General features: G+C 27.1%; 20 protein-coding genes and 1 pseudogene. 19 read left to right on the plus strand and 2 right to left on the minus strand.

What is annotated here, in order from left to right:
• Window positions 1-154: 154 nt before the first annotated feature.
• The 11 genes from BN2409_RS11720 (at window position 155) to BN2409_RS11770 (ending at window position 10,715) form a co-directional block, all read left to right on the plus strand.
• A complete protein-coding gene (locus BN2409_RS11720; RefSeq protein WP_053956816.1) occupies window positions 155-1,204 on the plus strand; it encodes a hypothetical protein in 1,050 nt (349 codons plus the stop codon).
• Between the two features lie 2 nt (window positions 1,205-1,206).
• A complete protein-coding gene (locus BN2409_RS11725; protein WP_053956817.1) occupies window positions 1,207-1,563 on the plus strand; it encodes a hypothetical protein in 357 nt (118 codons plus the stop codon).
• Between the two features lie 188 nt (window positions 1,564-1,751).
• Window positions 1,752-2,654, plus strand: a complete 903-nt coding sequence (locus BN2409_RS11730; RefSeq protein WP_242847957.1) for a ParM/StbA family protein — start codon at window positions 1,752-1,754, stop codon at window positions 2,652-2,654.
• Window positions 2,655-3,116 carry a hypothetical protein gene (locus BN2409_RS17255; RefSeq protein ID WP_053956818.1) on the plus strand — a complete coding sequence of 154 codons (462 nt, stop codon included), beginning with the start codon at window positions 2,655-2,657 and terminating at the stop codon, window positions 3,114-3,116. It abuts the gene before it with no gap.
• 61 nt (window positions 3,117-3,177) lie between these two features.
• Complete coding sequence (locus BN2409_RS11740) at window positions 3,178-3,366, plus strand: DUF5659 domain-containing protein (protein ID WP_053957730.1); 189 nt, start codon at window positions 3,178-3,180, stop codon at window positions 3,364-3,366.
• 22 nt (window positions 3,367-3,388) lie between these two features.
• Complete coding sequence (locus BN2409_RS11745) at window positions 3,389-5,209, plus strand: hypothetical protein (RefSeq protein ID WP_053956819.1); 1,821 nt, start codon at window positions 3,389-3,391, stop codon at window positions 5,207-5,209.
• A 564-nt stretch (window positions 5,210-5,773) separates the two neighbouring features.
• The gene (locus BN2409_RS11750) at window positions 5,774-9,025 is read left to right on the plus strand and encodes a hypothetical protein (protein WP_053956820.1); all 3,252 of its coding nucleotides are present in this window, start codon (window positions 5,774-5,776) and stop codon (window positions 9,023-9,025) included.
• Between the two features lie 96 nt (window positions 9,026-9,121).
• Entirely contained in the window at window positions 9,122-9,307 is a 186-nt protein-coding gene (locus BN2409_RS11755) for a hypothetical protein (RefSeq protein WP_053956821.1), read from the plus strand.
• Window positions 9,308-9,326: 19 nt separating this feature from the next.
• Window positions 9,327-9,701, plus strand: a complete 375-nt coding sequence (locus BN2409_RS11760) for a hypothetical protein (RefSeq protein WP_053956822.1) — start codon at window positions 9,327-9,329, stop codon at window positions 9,699-9,701.
• A 339-nt stretch (window positions 9,702-10,040) separates the two neighbouring features.
• The gene (locus tag BN2409_RS11765; protein WP_053956823.1) at window positions 10,041-10,232 is read left to right on the plus strand and encodes a helix-turn-helix domain-containing protein; all 192 of its coding nucleotides are present in this window, start codon (window positions 10,041-10,043) and stop codon (window positions 10,230-10,232) included.
• A 183-nt stretch (window positions 10,233-10,415) separates the two neighbouring features.
• A complete protein-coding gene (locus tag BN2409_RS11770; RefSeq protein WP_053956824.1) occupies window positions 10,416-10,715 on the plus strand; it encodes a hypothetical protein in 300 nt (99 codons plus the stop codon).
• Window positions 10,716-10,897: 182 nt separating this feature from the next.
• Here BN2409_RS11770 and BN2409_RS11775 read toward each other — a convergent pair.
• Window positions 10,898-11,281: pseudogene (locus BN2409_RS11775) on the minus strand (transposase); the annotation flags it as partial.
• Window positions 11,282-11,373: 92 nt separating this feature from the next.
• Between BN2409_RS11775 and BN2409_RS16915 the strand changes: the two are divergent.
• From BN2409_RS16915 to BN2409_RS11805, 7 genes are all read left to right on the plus strand, one after another.
• The gene (locus BN2409_RS16915) at window positions 11,374-11,892 is read left to right on the plus strand and encodes an HNH endonuclease (protein WP_110943099.1); all 519 of its coding nucleotides are present in this window, start codon (window positions 11,374-11,376) and stop codon (window positions 11,890-11,892) included.
• A gap of 305 nt (window positions 11,893-12,197) precedes the next feature.
• Window positions 12,198-12,344 carry a hypothetical protein gene (locus tag BN2409_RS17260; RefSeq protein WP_199873011.1) on the plus strand — a complete coding sequence of 49 codons (147 nt, stop codon included), beginning with the start codon at window positions 12,198-12,200 and terminating at the stop codon, window positions 12,342-12,344.
• Complete coding sequence (locus BN2409_RS11785; protein WP_053956826.1) at window positions 12,322-13,086, plus strand: hypothetical protein; 765 nt, start codon at window positions 12,322-12,324, stop codon at window positions 13,084-13,086. The genes BN2409_RS17260 and BN2409_RS11785 overlap by 23 nt, the downstream gene beginning before the upstream one ends.
• Window positions 13,087-13,097: 11 nt before the next feature.
• Window positions 13,098-13,421, plus strand: a complete 324-nt coding sequence (locus BN2409_RS11790) for a hypothetical protein (protein ID WP_053956827.1) — start codon at window positions 13,098-13,100, stop codon at window positions 13,419-13,421.
• A 100-nt stretch (window positions 13,422-13,521) separates the two neighbouring features.
• Window positions 13,522-14,160 (plus strand): hypothetical protein, encoded by a 639-nt coding sequence (locus BN2409_RS11795; RefSeq protein ID WP_053956828.1) that lies wholly within the window; start codon window positions 13,522-13,524, stop codon window positions 14,158-14,160.
• Window positions 14,161-14,207: 47 nt separating this feature from the next.
• Complete coding sequence (locus BN2409_RS11800) at window positions 14,208-14,663, plus strand: hypothetical protein (RefSeq protein ID WP_053956829.1); 456 nt, start codon at window positions 14,208-14,210, stop codon at window positions 14,661-14,663.
• 237 nt (window positions 14,664-14,900) lie between these two features.
• Window positions 14,901-15,491: a recombinase family protein gene (locus BN2409_RS11805; protein WP_053956830.1), complete on the plus strand. Its 591-nt coding sequence runs from the start codon at window positions 14,901-14,903 to the stop codon at window positions 15,489-15,491.
• 296 nt (window positions 15,492-15,787) lie between these two features.
• On the opposite strand, the gene BN2409_RS11810 is transcribed toward BN2409_RS11805, so the two are convergent.
• Window positions 15,788-16,300, minus strand: a complete 513-nt coding sequence (locus tag BN2409_RS11810) for a hypothetical protein (protein ID WP_053956831.1) — start codon at window positions 16,298-16,300, stop codon at window positions 15,788-15,790.
• A gap of 190 nt (window positions 16,301-16,490) precedes the next feature.
• Between BN2409_RS11810 and BN2409_RS11815 the strand changes: the two genes are divergently transcribed.
• The gene (locus tag BN2409_RS11815; protein ID WP_053956832.1) at window positions 16,491-18,245 is read left to right on the plus strand and encodes a hypothetical protein; all 1,755 of its coding nucleotides are present in this window, start codon (window positions 16,491-16,493) and stop codon (window positions 18,243-18,245) included.
• The last annotated feature ends 19 nt before the right edge of the window (window positions 18,246-18,264 follow it).

Raw genomic sequence — 18,264 nt, forward strand, 5'->3', positions numbered from 1 at the left:
GGTTGCTTAGAAAGGAGGTGAATTTGATGAAGAGAGTAATAAAATCACAAGGTACTTAAATTTTTTTACCATGCTACAGAAATATTTTACAGAATTGGAATATGAAAGTAAAATCGAAATTTTATTAGAGAGAAAAAATAAGGAGGAATATGTTATGGAAAATACAAGAATTTTAAAATTTACAGACAAAGAGATTGATTGGATTAAGGAAAAAATTGAAAGAGTAATTAAAACATATAATTCAGATAATGCAAAGGAAGTCAGAGAGTTGATTGAAGGTATCCAAGGATCGATAGTTGATGCAGTTCTTATGCTAAATTGTACAGATGATCAAGTTAATATTTCAGCTATTAATACTGATAGAGTTGTAAATAACAAAGCAATAGATGTTGCGTGGGATGCAGGTGGATTGTGGGCAATGAATGAATTTGGATGCAAAACAGCAGATGATTGTAAAGAATATATAAAAGATGATGATATTGCTTGTGAGATATACGAGAAGATTTTCAACTTTTATGAAGAAAATGAAAATGAGACTATGGATGAAACTAAAGAGTTTGTAGAAAATTTACGCAGATATAGTAATGCAAATATTACAGCAGAGGGTATTATTGATTATATCTATAAAGGAGAAACGGATGATGAATTTCTAGAGTATGCAGGGAGCATAGATGCAATTACAGAACTGTTAAAAGATGTTGTTAGTAGTGCAAATAAGATAATACATGCTCATGCAGACTATGAAAGAAGTATGTATGTAACTAAAGAAGATCAAAGAGAAATAGATCAAGAGATTGAAGAAATGAAAGAAGATGGATTATCTTTAGGTCAGATGATAGAAGCAGTGAGTGAAAAAATACATGAACTACAAATACCAATAGATGGTTTCGGTAATAGAAGTATAGAAGCAGAAGAATTTTATGGGAAATTGTATAGATATTTAGTACAAGAAGCAGGATTGTTGAAATCACTAAAGAGAGCATCAAGTGTGGGTAGTACATTTAAATACAAGTTTAAAGTTGATAATGAATATGAAGTACAAGGAATATTTGATAAATTAAACAATTTAATATCTAGAGAAGAAATAATATTACATGAAGATCCACGTTTTGAAGGTCATGATACTATTTCTGCTATAACAATAGAAGGAAGATTAACAGAAAAGGGAATGCAAGAAGTTACAGAATTAAAGGAGGAAATGTAAATATGGATTACAAAGAAGGAGAAAAGATATTAGCTTTAATGAATGATAAAGATTGGGTTGAAACAATTGACCAATTAAAAAATTTAGAATGCAATAATGAAAAATATGATTATAGAGTTATTTATAGGCAAGGACAGCAAAAAAAGAATAGAAGTTTTACCTTTCATAAAGTAAATCATGAAGAAGGCACAGAAACATTCACATTTATACTTTTTGATTCTGATTGGGAGACTGGAGATTTAACCGAAGAAATTAATGACAGAATTGTTTTAAGGAGAAGTGAAATTATCAATTTGGAAGTTGAAGAAAAAATTGATTTAAGTAAAATACCACCATGTGTTTCAAAAGTGGATTTTTAATGAAAAAAGGACTTATTAAATAAGCCTTTTCTCTAAATATGTAGTGTACTTGTACTATGGGGACTCTCACCTCCCCTAGTACGGTTTGAAATATGTATTTATAAATAGTATATACAACAAGAACGGAAAATACAACAGATTCAATAAATTGATAAGAAAAAATAAAAAGATAATGGGGGAATTTATAGATGGAAAATATTAAAAATGAAATGAAAATCACAGTTGTAGATTTAGGAAATATGAATATCAAATATATTGGACAACATGGAGAAAATAAAGAGAACTTCAGTAGTAGAATCAGCACAGATTATCAGGCTTATCAAGAGGGTTTGCAAAGAGTAGAAATTGATGGAAGAATTACATATATCGGTATAGGAGAGCTGAGTAGAGAATTTAACAAATGTGAAAGGGACTATATGGCTCAATTGATATATGCAATATGTAAAGCTAATGAAGGAGAAGATGTTATTGAAACAAATCTGACTTTACTTTTGCCTTCTTTACAAATGGACAATAAACAAAAAATGATTGACAATTTAAAAGGAAATGAGTTTTCATTTAAATTCAATGGGATAGATAAGATCGTTAAAATTAATGAAATGATGGTGTTACCAGAAGGATTTGCTTCATTCTATAGTTTAAATGAGGAAGAACAAGAAAAAGATGTATGTATATTAGATTTAGGTTCTAGGACTATCAATATTTGTTGTATGGTAGATCAAGAGATTCAACTATTACAAACCGTAAAATTTGGAGCTTTTGACTTCTATAATAAGTTAAGAGTTTTAGAACAAGCAAAAGGTGAAGATTACAAAGAGGAAGATATTCCAAGACTAATAAAGAACGGAACAATTAAAGTAACACAGAAACAGTATGGTGAGTTTTTTAATGATATTCTAAACTATATCAAGCCTTATGTGAACATTAAGACATATCATAATATATTTACTGGTGGAACTTCATTGATGTTAGATGAGTGTATCAATAAACTTCCTTCTTCAATTATTAGTTACAAAATTCATGAAGATGCCTTAAATTCAAATGTATATGGAGCATATGAAGCAAGTAAACTTGCATGGGATGTGGCATAGATGGCAAGTAGAAGAATCTATATAACATTAAATGATAATAAAGAGAAGGATAGGATAATAGAAACCTATCTTTCTCAATCATATTCAGAAAAAGATGCTATAAAAGAAGCTATATACCGATTAGCAACTAATAATACCCAATCGTTGCAAAATGATACTAATAGTATCGAAAAGGTGCAAATAGTATCTAAAGGTGATAATAAGATGAAAAATAATACTAAAAAGTTAAGTAATAATAAGGTACAAAAGGGTGCAGATAACACCCAAAAGGTAGAAAAGGCAATTGATGATAAAAAGGTAGAAATTGATACAAAATGGGATAATGAGGTACAAAAGAATACGGATGATTTTACAATAGATTTATCTCAATTTTCTGATGAAGTAGTAGAAGTGAAAGTAGATAATGACAGTAAAGACGAATTAAAGAAAAAGAAACTAAAAACATTAAAGCGATTTCTATAAAGGTGTGTCCCTTTATAGGGGCATACCCTAAAATGTAATGAAAGGTGAGGATTTAATTTCTATGAAGAAAAATACAATTGTAATATTATCAAGCACTATGGCTGGATGGCTTATGTTTAATAGATTTGGAAAAGTAGATGAAAAAAATGATTGGAAGAATAATGGTAAGAAAATATATATATTTAATGATACACCAGAATTAAGACAATGCATGGAAAAATATAATGAGTTCAAAGCATTGTTAGCTTAATTGTTTGGTGGTGATCAACGAATTGAAAATAATCAATGAAAAAACAAAACAAAAACAAATACAACATATTAAAGATATTATTACAAATGAAAAATATTGGTATAATGATAAGTTTCGTGTATTAAATAATGAAGCAGGATTTGGAAAAAGTTATACAAGTTATGAAGCAATTGCAGATATAGCATTGAAAGGATACAAAGTAGTATATGTTCAAAAATTTGCAAATGAGGATACAGATAAGCAGGATGCAGAGAAAATAAAAGAAACCGTAAAACAAATAAGCAAATGGACTAAAGGTAAGGAAAAAATGGTAAATTATTTGGCATCGGATAATAAAAGAGATCACAATAAAATTACTAGAGAGTATCCTATTATCTGCATTACACATAGAAAATATATAGAATCTTGCAAAGGAAAGAGCAATTTTATCACAAATGCAGATATATTGATATGCGATGAATTTATAGATTTATGCAAAGAATTGAAAATAAGCGATGAGGAATTGAAAATATTATCTTCAGCAACGAGTATTTTTAAAGATTATAGAAAAGAAATATTACAGCTGCATGATTATGTTAAGCAAGAAATAGATAAGAAATATAAAATCTATGGTACTAATGATATGAGTTTTGTCAATCTAAGACCTTCAAAAAAGATTATGGAGATATTAGAAAAGTTAGAAGAAATGGCTAAGAAGGACAATACTCTCGAAGATATAAAAGAAGTGCTGTATGTGTGTAGACAAATACTAACAAGAACATGTTTGTATGCTGGAGAAGAAGATAAAAAGAAAAAGGAGATTAAAAAATCATTCTACACATATGACAATAGATATAAGTATCTATTAGCAAAAAAAGCAAATATAATGCTCGATGCAAATGGTGGTTTTGATGAAAGGTATCAATTAAGTCCTTTATTTAAGCTAGATAAGCAATCAAAAGTATTTGATTATACAAACAGTAGTATAACACTATATCAAGTTGCAACTACAAAAAGGGCATTGAATGGGACAAAGAATATTATTGAAGATACTAGAAAATATTTATTAGAAAAAAAGAAAGTGGGATTTGAGAAAAAAATAGATACACTATTGGTATGCTCAAAAAAAGTAGAAGGTAAAATGAATCTTACTGATATACAACTTGAGAAGGAAAGATTATTTAATGGTATCTATTATACTCATTTTGGTTTTATTATAGGAAAAAATGATTGGAAGCATTGTAATGATGTATGGATTTTATCTACATCGTATTATGCATGGCATAGTTATCTGATAATGTATATGTATTATTCTCCGACTGATTATTTCAGTGGTAATGAAAACTGTAAGATTGAGAGAATGGAAAGAACAGATGGATTTAAAAATAAATATTCGATATTTGATAATAAAAAATTTGATCGGCTTAAAAATTCGATTGTTGCAGGGGAGATATATCAGGCTTTAAAAAGAATTGCAAGGATAGATACAATTACAAAGTGTACTATGCATGTTGCAATAGATAATGTAAGTATATTTAGATTAGTTGCAAAACAATTCAAGAATGTAGAGAAAATAGAAAAACAGGAGTTGCCATTTCAATTAGAATTAAAACAAGACAAACGAAAAAATAATGGTAAGAAAAAGACCAAAGGGATGAAGAGGGAAAAAGTTGCTAAAGAATGGTTGTATCAAGAAAAAGAAGATGGCAAAAATAAAGTTTTAAAAGATGAATTATGTGATCGGATAGAATTAAATAAAAAGAATTTATCAAGAGAAATAAAAAAATGGAAATGGTTCAATGATGATTTCTATACAAGTGGAGAAGTAATAGATAGACCGTATATATTTATTAAAGCTAGTTAGTATCGTCATAATCATACTATTAACTTTGTATGTTTTTCGCTATCGCTTAAAACATTTAATGTAGTATAGTATAGAATACTATAACATAATAAAAAAAGGTATCGTCATTTGTAGTTCTTTATATAAGAATCAATGAAGACACCTCGAAAATTCATTGTAAAATGTGTAATTTTCAACGTTTATGCTACTTTGGATATAAAAAAGTAGTTTTAAAAATGGACTATTTTCACACCAAAAAACACTAATAAACATTGATATTTCAACATTTAAGCAGTTTTAAAAAATAATCGTTGAAATTCCAATGGTTTCAGCTGTTTTAAAAAGTAAAAAATTTACTGATGTGGAAGGAAATCCACACTTCAAGAAATCTTTGCTTTAGCAAAGGTGGTCGTCAATAGTTTGATTGTGAAGATAAGTATTATGTAATTTTGGTTACTATTATTATACTCAGCTTTATGTAAAATATACAATTTAATTTCTTATATTATATATCTTATTGTAATTATTGTCAATTAGGATCGTTTATATACATTTTTTAAAAATATGATAGGTGGAGGAATGTTAATGCTAAAAAATCAAGTGAAAATTTATTCTTTAGATACAAAAGCTTTCTATACAGAGGAAGAACAAGAATTAAATAAAAAGATGGTAGAAGCTAAAATAGATATGAAGGTTGCAGATGAATATTTAAAATATTGTTATTTATCTAATGAAAAAGAAGTTATTAAAAAAGATATAGAAGATTATATTTACAATTGCAAAAGAATGAAACATTTAAAATATTTACATGGAGCATATAGTTTAGATGAAATCTACGAAATGAATAAACTATTTTATGAATTTGCAGATGAACAAAGAAAAATGAGAAAACTAATAAATAAAGATAAACCTCGCAAGAATCGGAATAAAGAAAAGGAAGATGCAGAAGGGAAAGAATATTACAAGCTGAAAAGTAGTGAGTATAGTAAGTTTAGAAACTCAAATGAAATATGTAAAGATTTATCAAAAGAATATACTGTTTATAAGAAAAAATTAGGAAATATGATATATAAAAATTTAAAAGGAGATATAACAAGGAAATTAAATGAAGCTGAGTTGAAAGAAAATAAGCAAATAAGCATATTTGAATCAGCTCTAACAAGGACACTTGGAATAGAAACAAATGAATTGAGTTTAGATATTATGGTTGTTAGCATATTTCACTATGATATTATGAATAGTTTAATTAAAAATGGATTTACATATAACAATGAAAAATATATTTTCTTTACAGCTTCAGCAGGACAAATAAGAGAAAAGAAAATTGTTATGATGAAAGAATCTGTATACAATAAGTTTGAAAAAACCTTCTTATGTGGACTTACAAGAGAAGATATTAATAATATGGGAATGATTAATACAAATAAATTTTTAAGTTATGTTGCACTTAATTCAAGTGGAACAGAAGAAATGATTATAGCAGTTAAAGAAATATTAGAAGATGAAATAGAAGATATTGAAGAAGATGAAGAAAGATTAAAAGATAAAGATTTACAGGAAATTAAAGGATTTGATATAGATAAATGTATTGTTATAGCTGATTTTGAGGGGGGAGTTACAGGAGTTGTAGATTATATAGATAAAAAAGAAGTTGAAAGAAATAAATATGAAGATTATAGAGATGAAAATGGTAAGAAGAAAAAAAAGAAAGTTACTAAAAAAGTATTAGAATTACAAGATAATATTGAACGAAAAGAAATGACTATTAATATAGAACATTCTGATGGCTGTGGATGGACTCTGAAAGGAAAAACTAATCACATGATCAGATTACCCTGGATTAAAGGGTTGATGGCTAAAAATAATAAGGTGTTTGAATGGTGTGATGAATACAATGATGGCAGCTATAAAATAATAGATATATATGGTAAGGAATGGGATTTAAAAGCTGATAAAATTGAATATGTATTTTCAAAATCTCAATTTAAATTATGGAAATTTTATAAAAATGAATATGATAAAAATGGAAATTTAATTAAATATGGTTGGGATAAATATAAAGAAGCATTTAAAACATACAATTGTAAAGCTAATATGTGTAATGTAGAGCCAACAAGAAAAAAAGATTTTAAACAAGCCAAACTGAATTATCAGATGTGGCAAACTCTTACTGATATTACAAATGAAGAAATAAAACAATTTACTAATCCTGCAAAGGAATATTTAAAAAGTATCTATATTGATAAAGATACCATGATTCATGAGCTAAAAGCAGATAAGGAAAATAAAAAGAAGAATTATTTTCAACAAGCTTTAAATATATATCCAGAATTGCTAAAAGATGCTCATTGTAAAAGTGAGTTACAAAATAAAATATCTAGTAAGATGAAAAAATATAAATCAGGTAAATTTGAAATGAAATCAGCATATAATACATTCATTGTTCCAGATTTATTTAGTTGGATGCAATATACTTTTTATAGTAAAGAAAAATTTGACAGGTTATCAAAAAAAGGGAAAATAGGATTGCTGCGAGATGGAGAAGTTAGTTGTAGCTTATTTAAGTCAGATGAATTAATTGTTAATAGATCACCTCATCTTTACAGAGAGTGGGGAATCAGAAAGAATATTAATAATGAAGATACTAAGAAATGGTTAGATACAAATGCTATATATGTAAGTTGCCATGATCTTTTGAGTTTGCTCTTAATGTATGATGAGGACGGCGATTTGGCACTTTGTATAGATGAACCAAAACTCATTCAAATAGCTAAAAGAAATATGGGGCAGGATTTACCATATAAAGATAGTGAAGGTAATTGGAATATGGAGAAAATAGTTCCACTTTATTATGAGATGTCGATTGCTAAAGGTCAGGAATTAAATGCAGATAATTTTTATAAATCGCTTAAGAGTGCTTTTACAAGTAGTAATATAGGTAAGTTTAGTAATCAATTAACAAAATTATGGGCAAAAACGAAAAAAGGTGACGATTTAACAGTACATAAAATAATTACAGCACAAAATAATTTCCAAATTGATAGTGCAAAAACTTTGATATCAGCTGAAGCAGTTGATAAAGTTGATAAAGAAATTAAACAACTTGAAAAGGAAAAATTGCCATATTTCTTTTTGTTTGCTAAAGATAAGGAAGAACGTCAAACAAACGAATGTGGAAGTAGTGTAGTTGATAGAATTGCTAAAGAGATTGAAACACTTAACAAACAAAACTTTGATTTTAGTAAAGTTGGTAGATTTTCATACAAAATATTAATGAATAATCCTAAAATTGAAATAAATAAAAATATTATTAAAGCTTATGAGGTATTAGATGGTAAAAAGAATATGTTATTTAAATCTACAAAACATGAAAAACAAGATGTAAGCAATTCGATTTATACAAGCATTAAAAATGAATTTATACAAGTCATTACAGATAATTATATTAAATATGAAGATGCTGTAGATATGATTATTAAACATATCTATATAGATAAGAAACTAAGGAATCGAAGAAAAACATTGTTATTTACAGTATTTGGTGAAGAGATAGTTAAGAATCTTAGAAAAAATATCAATAAAGATTTAGATGATGGATATATAACTTGTTCTGAATGTGGTAAAAGAGTTAAAAGTAATTCTAATAATCAAAAATATTGTAATAGTTGTAAAAAGAAAATGAAAGAAACTAAGAAAAAATATTGTTCTTATTGTAAGAAAGAGATTATTGATCCTTCGTCAAACAAACAAAAATATTGTTCAGATGAATGTAAAAAAGAAGCTAAAAGAATAAAGGATAGGGAAAGAGTTGCTAAGAAGAGAGCTGCAAATTTATAAGTTTATATAGGGGGAGATTTAGTATAATCCTCCTTTTCATATAAGTAATTAATAGAATTATATAATATAATACAATAAAATTTAGGAGGTGTTTCTATGGAATATGAGGGTTATCTAATAATTACTAAAAAATATGGAAATGGATATTTAGCTGAAGGTCGTAATGGAAATTTTAGAGAAAGTTCTCATGGGGAAGATGAAGAAGACGCAATAAAACATTTGAAAATTAAAATTAATATGGCAAAAGCTTATATTAAAGGACAAGAGATATTGAAAAAATAAATAAAAGGGGATAGATTAGATGAATAAGATAAAGGAAATAATTGATAAATATATGTACGATCAATCAATAAAAAAATATTCAAACAAGTATTTTTTAAAAGATAACAATTTATTTGCAAAAATTACTACAACGGAAGATATAGATAATATTATAAGAGGTGTAGAATACTCAATAAATTATTATAACGAAATATATCCACTTCATAGAGATGATATTATTGAAATGGAAAAGGCATTAGGAAAATATGAAATCGCAGTACATAAAATTCTTCAATGTTATGATATATTGGGTTTTAAATATTCAGATACTGAGTTGGAAAAATTAATTGATAACATATGTAAATATGAAGATAAAATTAAGGAAATAAATTTAAGAAGATTATGTCAAGATTAATTTTGAGAGATAGTTGAAATAGACTATCTCTTTTTTATTTGAGTCGTGATGTCGTAAATAGAAAATTTTTAAAAATTGACTTCAAATATAGTAACACCAATGGTTTGAGGGGCATATTTAAGAAAAAATATTTTACAATTTAATAGATTGAAACGTCAAAAAGTATAATAAAAACAAGAAAAAATTGACATTATTTTTAAAAAATCATGTTTTACATAGTGGAAGGGTATAACTTGGAATTTTGAAAATATTTTTCCAATTTTATTATATAACTAATACAAAATAAAGTCAATACATAAAAATAAATTTTAAAAAATAACTAAAAAAGGGTGTGAAAAAATGAATCTTGATGAAATGAATGATAGTTTGAGGGAACGGCTAAAAGAACATCTATTTAAAAATGGAATTAAGCAAGGTTTTGTAAGTAAAAATGTTGGCATTTCGCAAACTTCGATAAGCATGTTCTTAGCAAATAAAAGAAATTTGACAAAAGATAATTTAGATAAGATAGAAAAATTTTTAGGTGAGTAGGATAGGTCGGCTATCCTATTCATATTTATATAAAGCTATTATAAAGAGTAGATTATATCTATTCTAATCCATCCCCCTCCACTTTAATAGGAGAAGAGATTAGAACAATTATAGTCTCTTCTTTATAGTAGCTTTTCTTAGGTTACTATAAAAATTAAAAAATTGAGGGAGGATGTATGTATTTTGCACATCGAAAAGGTGTGTAAAATAGATGCTATTTTAGTATCTAAAAACAATAAAAGAGAGGTGAAAAAGATGGAAGAAAAAGAAGTTAAGGTAGTAAAAAAGGGCATGATTGCTAGAAAGTTATTGCGAAAAGGTTATACGATTGTGGATGTAAGACAACATAGAAAATATCCAAAATCTAGTGTATTTGTATTTGAGGTTGCTGGAGATTTCTACAAAGATTTAGAAGAAATTAATAATGACTTTAATGAAAAACGTAAACAAAGATTAAAAGAAATTATTGAAGAATTAGATTAATTTTAAAATGATAGTTAATTTAAAAATTCAACAATAAAAAGACTTGTGGTAATAAGTCAAGATAGAAAAAGATAGGTTTTGATTAAACTTACAATAATATTTTCTAAAAAAGTCAGCACTTAATAAACCTAAGGTAAATTAGGATTAAAACGAAAGGATTGCGCATCGAATATTATTCGATATTATACACTCCTTTCTGGTGTATAAAGTTGGTGATTGCGTAGCAGCACATCCACCATGCGCACAAATTTTCTTGCAGTAAGGACGAGAGCTCTTTTATGTTGATGCTTAGGAACTTCATGATATTTCTTGAGATAGTATTCTCTATAAACGGGTTCATTTCGCATAAGTGAATTGGCAGCTTCAATCAAGTAATAGCGAAGGTAATGATTTCCCGTTTTAGTCATTGTAGTTCTTTCAGATTCAAAATTACCAGATTGTTTTCGCTTCCAGTAAAGACCTGCATATTTGGCAATTTTGGCTTCATTTTCGAAGCGTTGAATTTGACCAATTTCGGCTATTATGCCAGCAGCATAAACAGGTCCAATGCCTGGAATGCTAAGCAATGATTTGGATTCAGGTAAAATTTCAAATAATTGCTGAATTGCTTTATCAAGTNAGAAAAATAAGATGATGATAGGAGAATCAAGAAGACAAAATGAGTGTAGAAAATATATACAAGAATTTAGAAAACGGTGTAACACAGCTTGAAATAATTAATCTTAAAGGTGAACATATTATAACAAAATTTAATACAAAACATTTGAATAAGGTAAAAAAATATAATAAATGGTACTATAATAAAAATCTTGGAGAAGGGTATGTGCATGGATATAACTCTTTTACAGGGGAACGTGCTTATTTACACAGAATTGTTATGGGTGTAGAGAATGATGAAGATGTTGTAGATCATATCAATAGAAATACTTTAGATAACAGAGATGAAAATTTAAGGATAGTAACAAGCCAAGACAACGCAAGGAATCGAAGAATTTCTGCAAGAAACAGTACTGGAGTTAACGGAGTAAGTTGGGATAATACATATCAAAAATACATATCAAGAATATGTGTAAATTATAGATATATCAATCTTGGCTACTTTGACGATATTGAAGATGCAAGAATAGCTAGAATGGAAGCCGAAAAGGAATATTTCGGAGAATTTGCGATCAATTAGGGATACTATTAGTTTAGTATCTCCTTTTATATATTTTTATTTCTGAGTAGTAATATAAAAATATGAACTTATTTTAATTAAATTCGATAATAGAAGGGATACATTAGTATGTGTTCTTTTTTATTATATATGTAAATTTCAAAATTACCATGGAAAAGTGCATCTACTTGCAGGTTCGAACCCTGCCTACTCCGCCTAATTAAAGTGCTTAGATGCTGAGGCTATACGAGGATATATAGTCAAAGTAGCAGTTAAAATGACTGCTACTATTTCTTTTGAAAATAATACTTGAAAGGTTGATATATATGGAGTTTGAAAAAATGTTGAGGCAGTTCAAACAAGAATCTAATGAAAAATTAAAACAATTGAAGTGTAGAGAAGATAAGAAAAGAAATGATTATAAGAATAAGAAAAAAGGTAGGGTAGGTTATGGACTACTTACAAGAGTTTAAAGAAAAATGTAAAGATATACATGATTATATAAGGTTAATGAAAGAAGATATACATTTTAAAGATTCAATTGATTCGATTGAAAGTTTTGTATATGGGATTATACAAGAAGTAGAAGAAGTTTTGATGGATGAGGAATTGAATGAAAATGAAAAAATGTATAGATTAAATAGTATTGTAGATTGTCTAAAGGATATGGAAGATAAGTATTTTTCGGATGGATATTTTAATAAGTTTTGCTTTTTTCCAAACAAGTTAAGAAAGGCAATTAAATATATTATACAAAAAGTTAGTTTGAGTAAGGATGAACAAAAGAGAAGAGAACAAAATAAAGAAATTAGAATCCCTACTCTTCTTTTTCATGGCACGAGTGTAAATAATGCTAAAAATATAATGGAAGAAGGAAAAATAATATCTAGTCGTGATAATGTAGAGGATTTTGACTATAAAAAAATATTTGTTACTGCATATTTTTTTACTGCATGTTGGTATGCTAAATTAGGAGATACGGGGGCTAAATTATTTAATCCTATGTATAAAGATACTTTCTGTAAAACAGATAATAATGAAGAAGGAATTATATTTGCATTAAATTTATTTAAATATAATACATATACATTTATTCCTTTTTACGAGTATTTTGTATTCGATAATATAGATGCAGATGCTATTGAACATATATATCATAGAAAACAAAATGGTATGATACAAGAAATTACAAAAGAGGAATTGATGAGATTGTAAAGGAGGATATTATGGCTAAAATAAAAAAGAATATGCTTGATTTAGATACTACATTAGTAGAACTGAAATTTGTACTGAAGGGTAATAGACAAATGTTTACAGTACATACGATAGCAACTGAAGCCTGTAATTTTGTCAATTGGCTAAATAAGAATAAATTTAAAAAGATGAGTAGGGCTGAAAAGGAAATGTTTGATAATCAGTTCTACTTTTTTGATGATTATAAAACTAAAAATACAGTATGTATTGAGAGGGATAGCATCAAGACAATGACTATTCCTTTTTTTATTGATGAAGGAGAAGATATTGATTTTAAATATTTAGTGATGAATTAATTCTATAAGGAGTTATTTATGAATAAATAGCAGGATATATAGGGTATATGTAGAATATTGTAAAATGTGTAAAAATATTCTGTATAGGGAGTGGTAGAGAATGAGTGAAATTATTGAAGAGGGTAAAAAGTTAGATGTCAAATGTACTTATGCAGTAAATAAATATTTAAGGAATTATGAGCAACAAAGCAAACAAAATAATATGTATAAATCAGGTGACGAATATATAACAATTCAAGAAATGGGAGGTTTAAAAGGTAAAGATTTTTGTAGGAGAAATTTTAAAGAGGTAGTGAGTGATCCCAAGTTTATAGATTATTTAAAGGAACTAGTATCAGAATCTTTAACTTTATATATTATACTTAAAAATTTAGAAATTAAGAAACAACAAAAATATTCTTGTTCTTATGATGGAGACAATATAATATTTATGGATGAAGATGATAATCAAGTTATATTTAGTAATGAAGAAAAATATGAAGTTAAGAATATAGAAGTTGTGAAGAAAATAAAAAACAAGTTAAATTATCCTACTCTTGGAGAATACATTGAGCAATTAAAAAATAGTGAAGTTATGAGAAAATTTAAACATGGTATTGACTATAATAATGGTGTAAGAATAGATTTATATTTTGGTAATGAAGTTAAAGTTTGTAACTATGAAGAACAACAAATCGAGTTGGAAGAAGATGATTTAAATAAACAAATAGATTATATATATTTAGAGTGTAAATATTAAGGCATCCGAGAGGGTGTCTTTTATTATGCAGAAAGGAAGTGATACATATGGCTAGAGGTGTGCCAACTCCAAAAGAAGATATAGATGAGATGTTAGGATTGTATATGAAAGGTTACGAAGTTTCTGAAATTGAAAAGAAAACCGGAATGAAAAGAAGAACAATATATAATTTATTGAAAAGTGATTATTGTATTAAAGAACTGGAAAGTTTACGCTGTTATGTAAAAAACCAAGTCAAAAACGAGCTGGTAAAGGATGGAATGACCTACATTGATAAATTAAAGGAGATAGCTTCAAAATCAACAGATGTAAGAAGTTCTTTAAAAGCAACAGAAACATTACTTGCATATTTGTTAGGTTCTCCGAGATCAGAATCACATGTAACAGTAGAGGATATAAACAATGATAATATTGATTCAGATAGACTAAATGAATTGAAGAAGAAATATAATCTATCTAATAATAGTATATCCGATAATGATGTAGAAGATGAAGAAGAATAATATTTATTGTAATTTTAAATAGTTTAACGAACGTATGTTAGTAAAAGAAAACAAATGATTTTGTTTACAACTAATATCTATATCATTGACATCATGTATTAACTGTAAATCAATAGTTATAAGTATATTTTATACTTAAAAATGTAAAAGAAATTGTTATCACCTTTTTGTTTACAAACATATTGTTATATGTTATGATAATAATATAAAATGTAAACGAAAAGGTATGGTGATAATATGGTTTACGGTTATGCAAGATGTTCTACTGATAATATTAAGCAAGATATAACAAGACAAACAAGAGAATTAAAGCAATTAGGGGTAAGTGAAGATAATATATACTTTGAATATGAAAGTGGTACTAAAACAGATAGAATAGAGTTAAAAAGGTTAATGGATAAAGTTACTGAAGGTGATACAATAGTTGCAACAGAAGTAAGCAGAATAACAAGAAGTACAAAACAGCTTTGTGAGATTATAGAATTTGCTAAGGAAAATAAAATTAAACTTATATTAGGTAATTTTGTAGTAGATTGTACAAAGGAACTAGATGCAATGACTGAAGGTATGCTTAAAATGATGGGTGTATTTAGTGAATTAGAACGTAATATGATAAGTCAAAGGGTTAAAAGTGGCATGAATAATGCTAGAGCTAAGGGGAAGGTAATAGGTAGACCACAAACAACTATTGAGGATATACCAGCAAATGTATTAAAAGCATATGAATTATTAAAAAGTGGAAAGATAAATAAATCTGAATGTGCTAGAATGTGTGATATAAGCAGACCGAGTTTAAATAAATACATTAAAATAATAGGAAATAATTAGGTACTAATTTGTTTAGTATCTTTTTTTATTGCAACAATAGGGGTACTTCTATTTGAGAAAATAAAATATAGGCTAGAGTAACCTCAGAACATTTTCATAACAAAAAATAAAACCAAGTAATTTTATATTTTTAAAAGAGTAAGAGTACTTACTCAAACTCTTTTTACATAATCCCTCTCTTTATAAGTAGGCTACCTGATATATTCAAATAGCCTACTTATTTTTAATCTTATTGTTTTAAAAATATAAAAATTTCCACTATATGGGGTAGTATGACGGTAGCTATCATCATTAGATTAATCTTCGACAGATGCTCTTTTAGTTATTGCTGCTGCTATAATTAAGGATAATACATACCCTATATAATACATAAATGATCCTTTTTGCGTTAATAATTGAAACATAAGTATAATTGTTCCAATAAAAGAGGTTATAACATTTTTGATAAGTTCTATAGGTACTCCAAAAATTGCCCATACAATCTTCATTATAACACCTTTGCCATAAAAACCTGATAAATAACCACAAATAGTTCCTACTATTGCATCTCTAAAATAACTTGCTACAACAAGAAATCCATTCTTTAGTCCATCTATAAATGATAGATTATTATTTTCATGATATTTATTATCTTGGTTTCCTACAAGATAGGCTATTACGTCAAAGTCAGTTTCTATCATTGACAGTTCAATTAAATCGCCAATACCTTCTTTTTCCAAGTTGATTTTTTTATTGCTGGTTGTTTCAAATTGAATAAAAAATGTGCTAATAACTGCTATTATAACAAATAGTCCTAATATTTTTTTCATAAATCTCACTCCTTTGTCAAAATGATCCATAATTCCATTTATTATTATACACAATATCATAATAATGGTAAATGTACAATAATTTTTAAGGCAAGAAGTTGTTATACGGAGTAGTATAACGGTACCCTGTTATTACCTAGTTCTAAAAATATAAATATAAAAAATTTTAATAAAAGGATGTGATTTAAAAATGGATATATTCAATAAAAAAGTAAGTGAATTAGATGATCTGGAACTATTAATAAAATATTTAGCTATAGAGTATATGACAATAGGATTAACACAAGAACAAGCAGTAAAAGAAGCTATTATAACGGTAGAGGAAACAGATAATGTATTTGGATATCATGGGTTAGCATGGAGTGTAGGTAAAAAGAGTTTAGAATATTTCTGTTTGTATTTTTTGAGTGAGATATTTTGTGCTAAAGGAAATGCAGAAATAGCACCAATACATAAAGAAATATGGAAAGATGTTAATGATATTATATTAGGTCAAAATATAGACCAAAAAGGATATATTTTGCCAAGAGGTACGGGGAAATCAACCTTCGGGACTTTAAGTGCTAGTGTTTGGAGTGCTTGTTATGGATTTAAAAAAATGATAGTTATATGTTCATCTACAGCAAAATTAGCCAAGAAGTTTTTAAGTCAAATAAAAGAATGCATTAAAGGAAACAAAAAAATAGAAGGAAGTTTTGGTAAATTAATAGATTTAAAAAGTAGAGACTATAAATGTAATGATGAGGTAATTCAATTACTGAATGGTGTTCAAATTGAAGCTTATGGTTCTGAGTCTAGTTTACGTGGTGTCAAAAATGAAAAGTTAAATTTAAGACCAGATTTAATAATATTAGACGATTATCAGGATTCAAAAATTGATGTTAAAACAGAGCAAGGAAGAGAAAATAAATGGGATAGATATTGTTCTGATTTAAAATATGCTAAACAAAGAACATTATATAATGCAAATGGTGAAGTGGTTAAGAAAGGCACAGTAATCCTTGCATTTGGAACAGTTCAGCATAAATCTGATTTCTATATGAGATTATATAATAGTATTTCATGGAGTTTTAGAGTTGAAAAAGGTGTGTTGGTGGATGATGTAGATAAATTATTTAACAGTCCTAAGTGGCTAGAATTTAAATCTATATTATCTGATGAAACATTACAAAGTGATGAAGAAAGATTATATAAAGCAAGACAATTTTTCTATGATAATAAAGAAGAAATGAATTATCCAGTCCTATGGGAATCATTTTGGGATAAGGTAGAATTAGCTAAGGATTATTATGATAATCCAAGTAAATTTAAACAAGAAGTACAATCAGACCTTGATTCTATATGTGAAGAATGGGTAACTACATTAGTTACTAAGAAAAGAAATAAAATAGAAGAGTTGAAATTTTCTAAAACTGCTATGAGTGTAGACCAATCAACAGGTAATAAAAAATCAAGTGACTTTACTGCTATAACGATAGGTTCAAAATATAATGATTTTTATTATATTAGAAAAGGATTATTAGAAAAATTTGATAGTGTAACCGAATTTGATCTTTATATAGATACGTTGGTTGATTTATTGCGAAAATATCCTATAACTGATGTGTTTTTAGAAAAGAATGTGTTTAAAGGTGTTGATGCTACAAGACTTGAACAAGCTATAGAAAAAGATAAAGATTTAAAAAGAAGAAGAATAAAAGTTCATTTGATTTTTAATACAAAGAATAAAGATGAAAGAATTAGCACTATTTGTCCAAAAATAAATAATGCACAAATTATATTTTGCGAAGAGGATGAAGATTATTGGAAACAAGTAAAAAGTTTCAGAGGTCAGAACTTTAGTGAAAATGATGATGCAATAGATAGTTTAGAAATGTTAATCAATAATATTGACGAGATTAAAACAACTCAATATATAAAAATAGATACTTCATTTATACTTTAGAAAGGAAGGTGTAATAAAT

The organism is Inediibacterium massiliense, from assembly GCF_001282725.1.
Taxonomy (GTDB): Bacteria; Bacillota; Clostridia; order Peptostreptococcales; family Thermotaleaceae; genus Anaerophilus; species Anaerophilus massiliensis.

What these genes read in the sequence shown, in the direction of transcription:
- BN2409_RS11720 (WP_053956816.1), top strand. Translation starts at nt 155, where the DNA reads ATGGAAAATACAAGAATTTTAAAATTTACAGACAAAGAGATTGATTGG.
- BN2409_RS11725 (WP_053956817.1), top strand. Translation starts at nt 1,207, where the DNA reads ATGGATTACAAAGAAGGAGAAAAGATATTAGCTTTAATGAATGATAAA.
- BN2409_RS11730 (WP_242847957.1), top strand. Translation starts at nt 1,752, where the DNA reads ATGGAAAATATTAAAAATGAAATGAAAATCACAGTTGTAGATTTAGGA.
- BN2409_RS17255 (WP_053956818.1), top strand. Translation starts at nt 2,655, where the DNA reads ATGGCAAGTAGAAGAATCTATATAACATTAAATGATAATAAAGAGAAG.
- BN2409_RS11740 (WP_053957730.1), top strand. Translation starts at nt 3,178, where the DNA reads ATGAAGAAAAATACAATTGTAATATTATCAAGCACTATGGCTGGATGG.
- BN2409_RS11750 (WP_053956820.1), top strand. Translation starts at nt 5,774, where the DNA reads ATGCTAAAAAATCAAGTGAAAATTTATTCTTTAGATACAAAAGCTTTC.
- BN2409_RS11755 (WP_053956821.1), top strand. Translation starts at nt 9,122, where the DNA reads ATGGAATATGAGGGTTATCTAATAATTACTAAAAAATATGGAAATGGA.
- BN2409_RS11760 (WP_053956822.1), top strand. Translation starts at nt 9,327, where the DNA reads ATGAATAAGATAAAGGAAATAATTGATAAATATATGTACGATCAATCA.
- BN2409_RS11765 (WP_053956823.1), top strand. Translation starts at nt 10,041, where the DNA reads ATGAATCTTGATGAAATGAATGATAGTTTGAGGGAACGGCTAAAAGAA.
- BN2409_RS16915 (WP_110943099.1), top strand. Translation starts at nt 11,374, where the DNA reads ATGAGTGTAGAAAATATATACAAGAATTTAGAAAACGGTGTAACACAG.
- BN2409_RS17260 (WP_199873011.1), top strand. Translation starts at nt 12,198, where the DNA reads ATGGAGTTTGAAAAAATGTTGAGGCAGTTCAAACAAGAATCTAATGAA.
- BN2409_RS11785 (WP_053956826.1), top strand. Translation starts at nt 12,322, where the DNA reads ATGGACTACTTACAAGAGTTTAAAGAAAAATGTAAAGATATACATGAT.
- BN2409_RS11790 (WP_053956827.1), top strand. Translation starts at nt 13,098, where the DNA reads ATGGCTAAAATAAAAAAGAATATGCTTGATTTAGATACTACATTAGTA.
- BN2409_RS11795 (WP_053956828.1), top strand. Translation starts at nt 13,522, where the DNA reads ATGAGTGAAATTATTGAAGAGGGTAAAAAGTTAGATGTCAAATGTACT.
- BN2409_RS11800 (WP_053956829.1), top strand. Translation starts at nt 14,208, where the DNA reads ATGGCTAGAGGTGTGCCAACTCCAAAAGAAGATATAGATGAGATGTTA.
- BN2409_RS11805 (WP_053956830.1), top strand. Translation starts at nt 14,901, where the DNA reads ATGGTTTACGGTTATGCAAGATGTTCTACTGATAATATTAAGCAAGAT.
- BN2409_RS11810 (WP_053956831.1), bottom strand. Translation starts at nt 16,300, where the DNA reads ATGAAAAAAATATTAGGACTATTTGTTATAATAGCAGTTATTAGCACA.
- BN2409_RS11815 (WP_053956832.1), top strand. Translation starts at nt 16,491, where the DNA reads ATGGATATATTCAATAAAAAAGTAAGTGAATTAGATGATCTGGAACTA.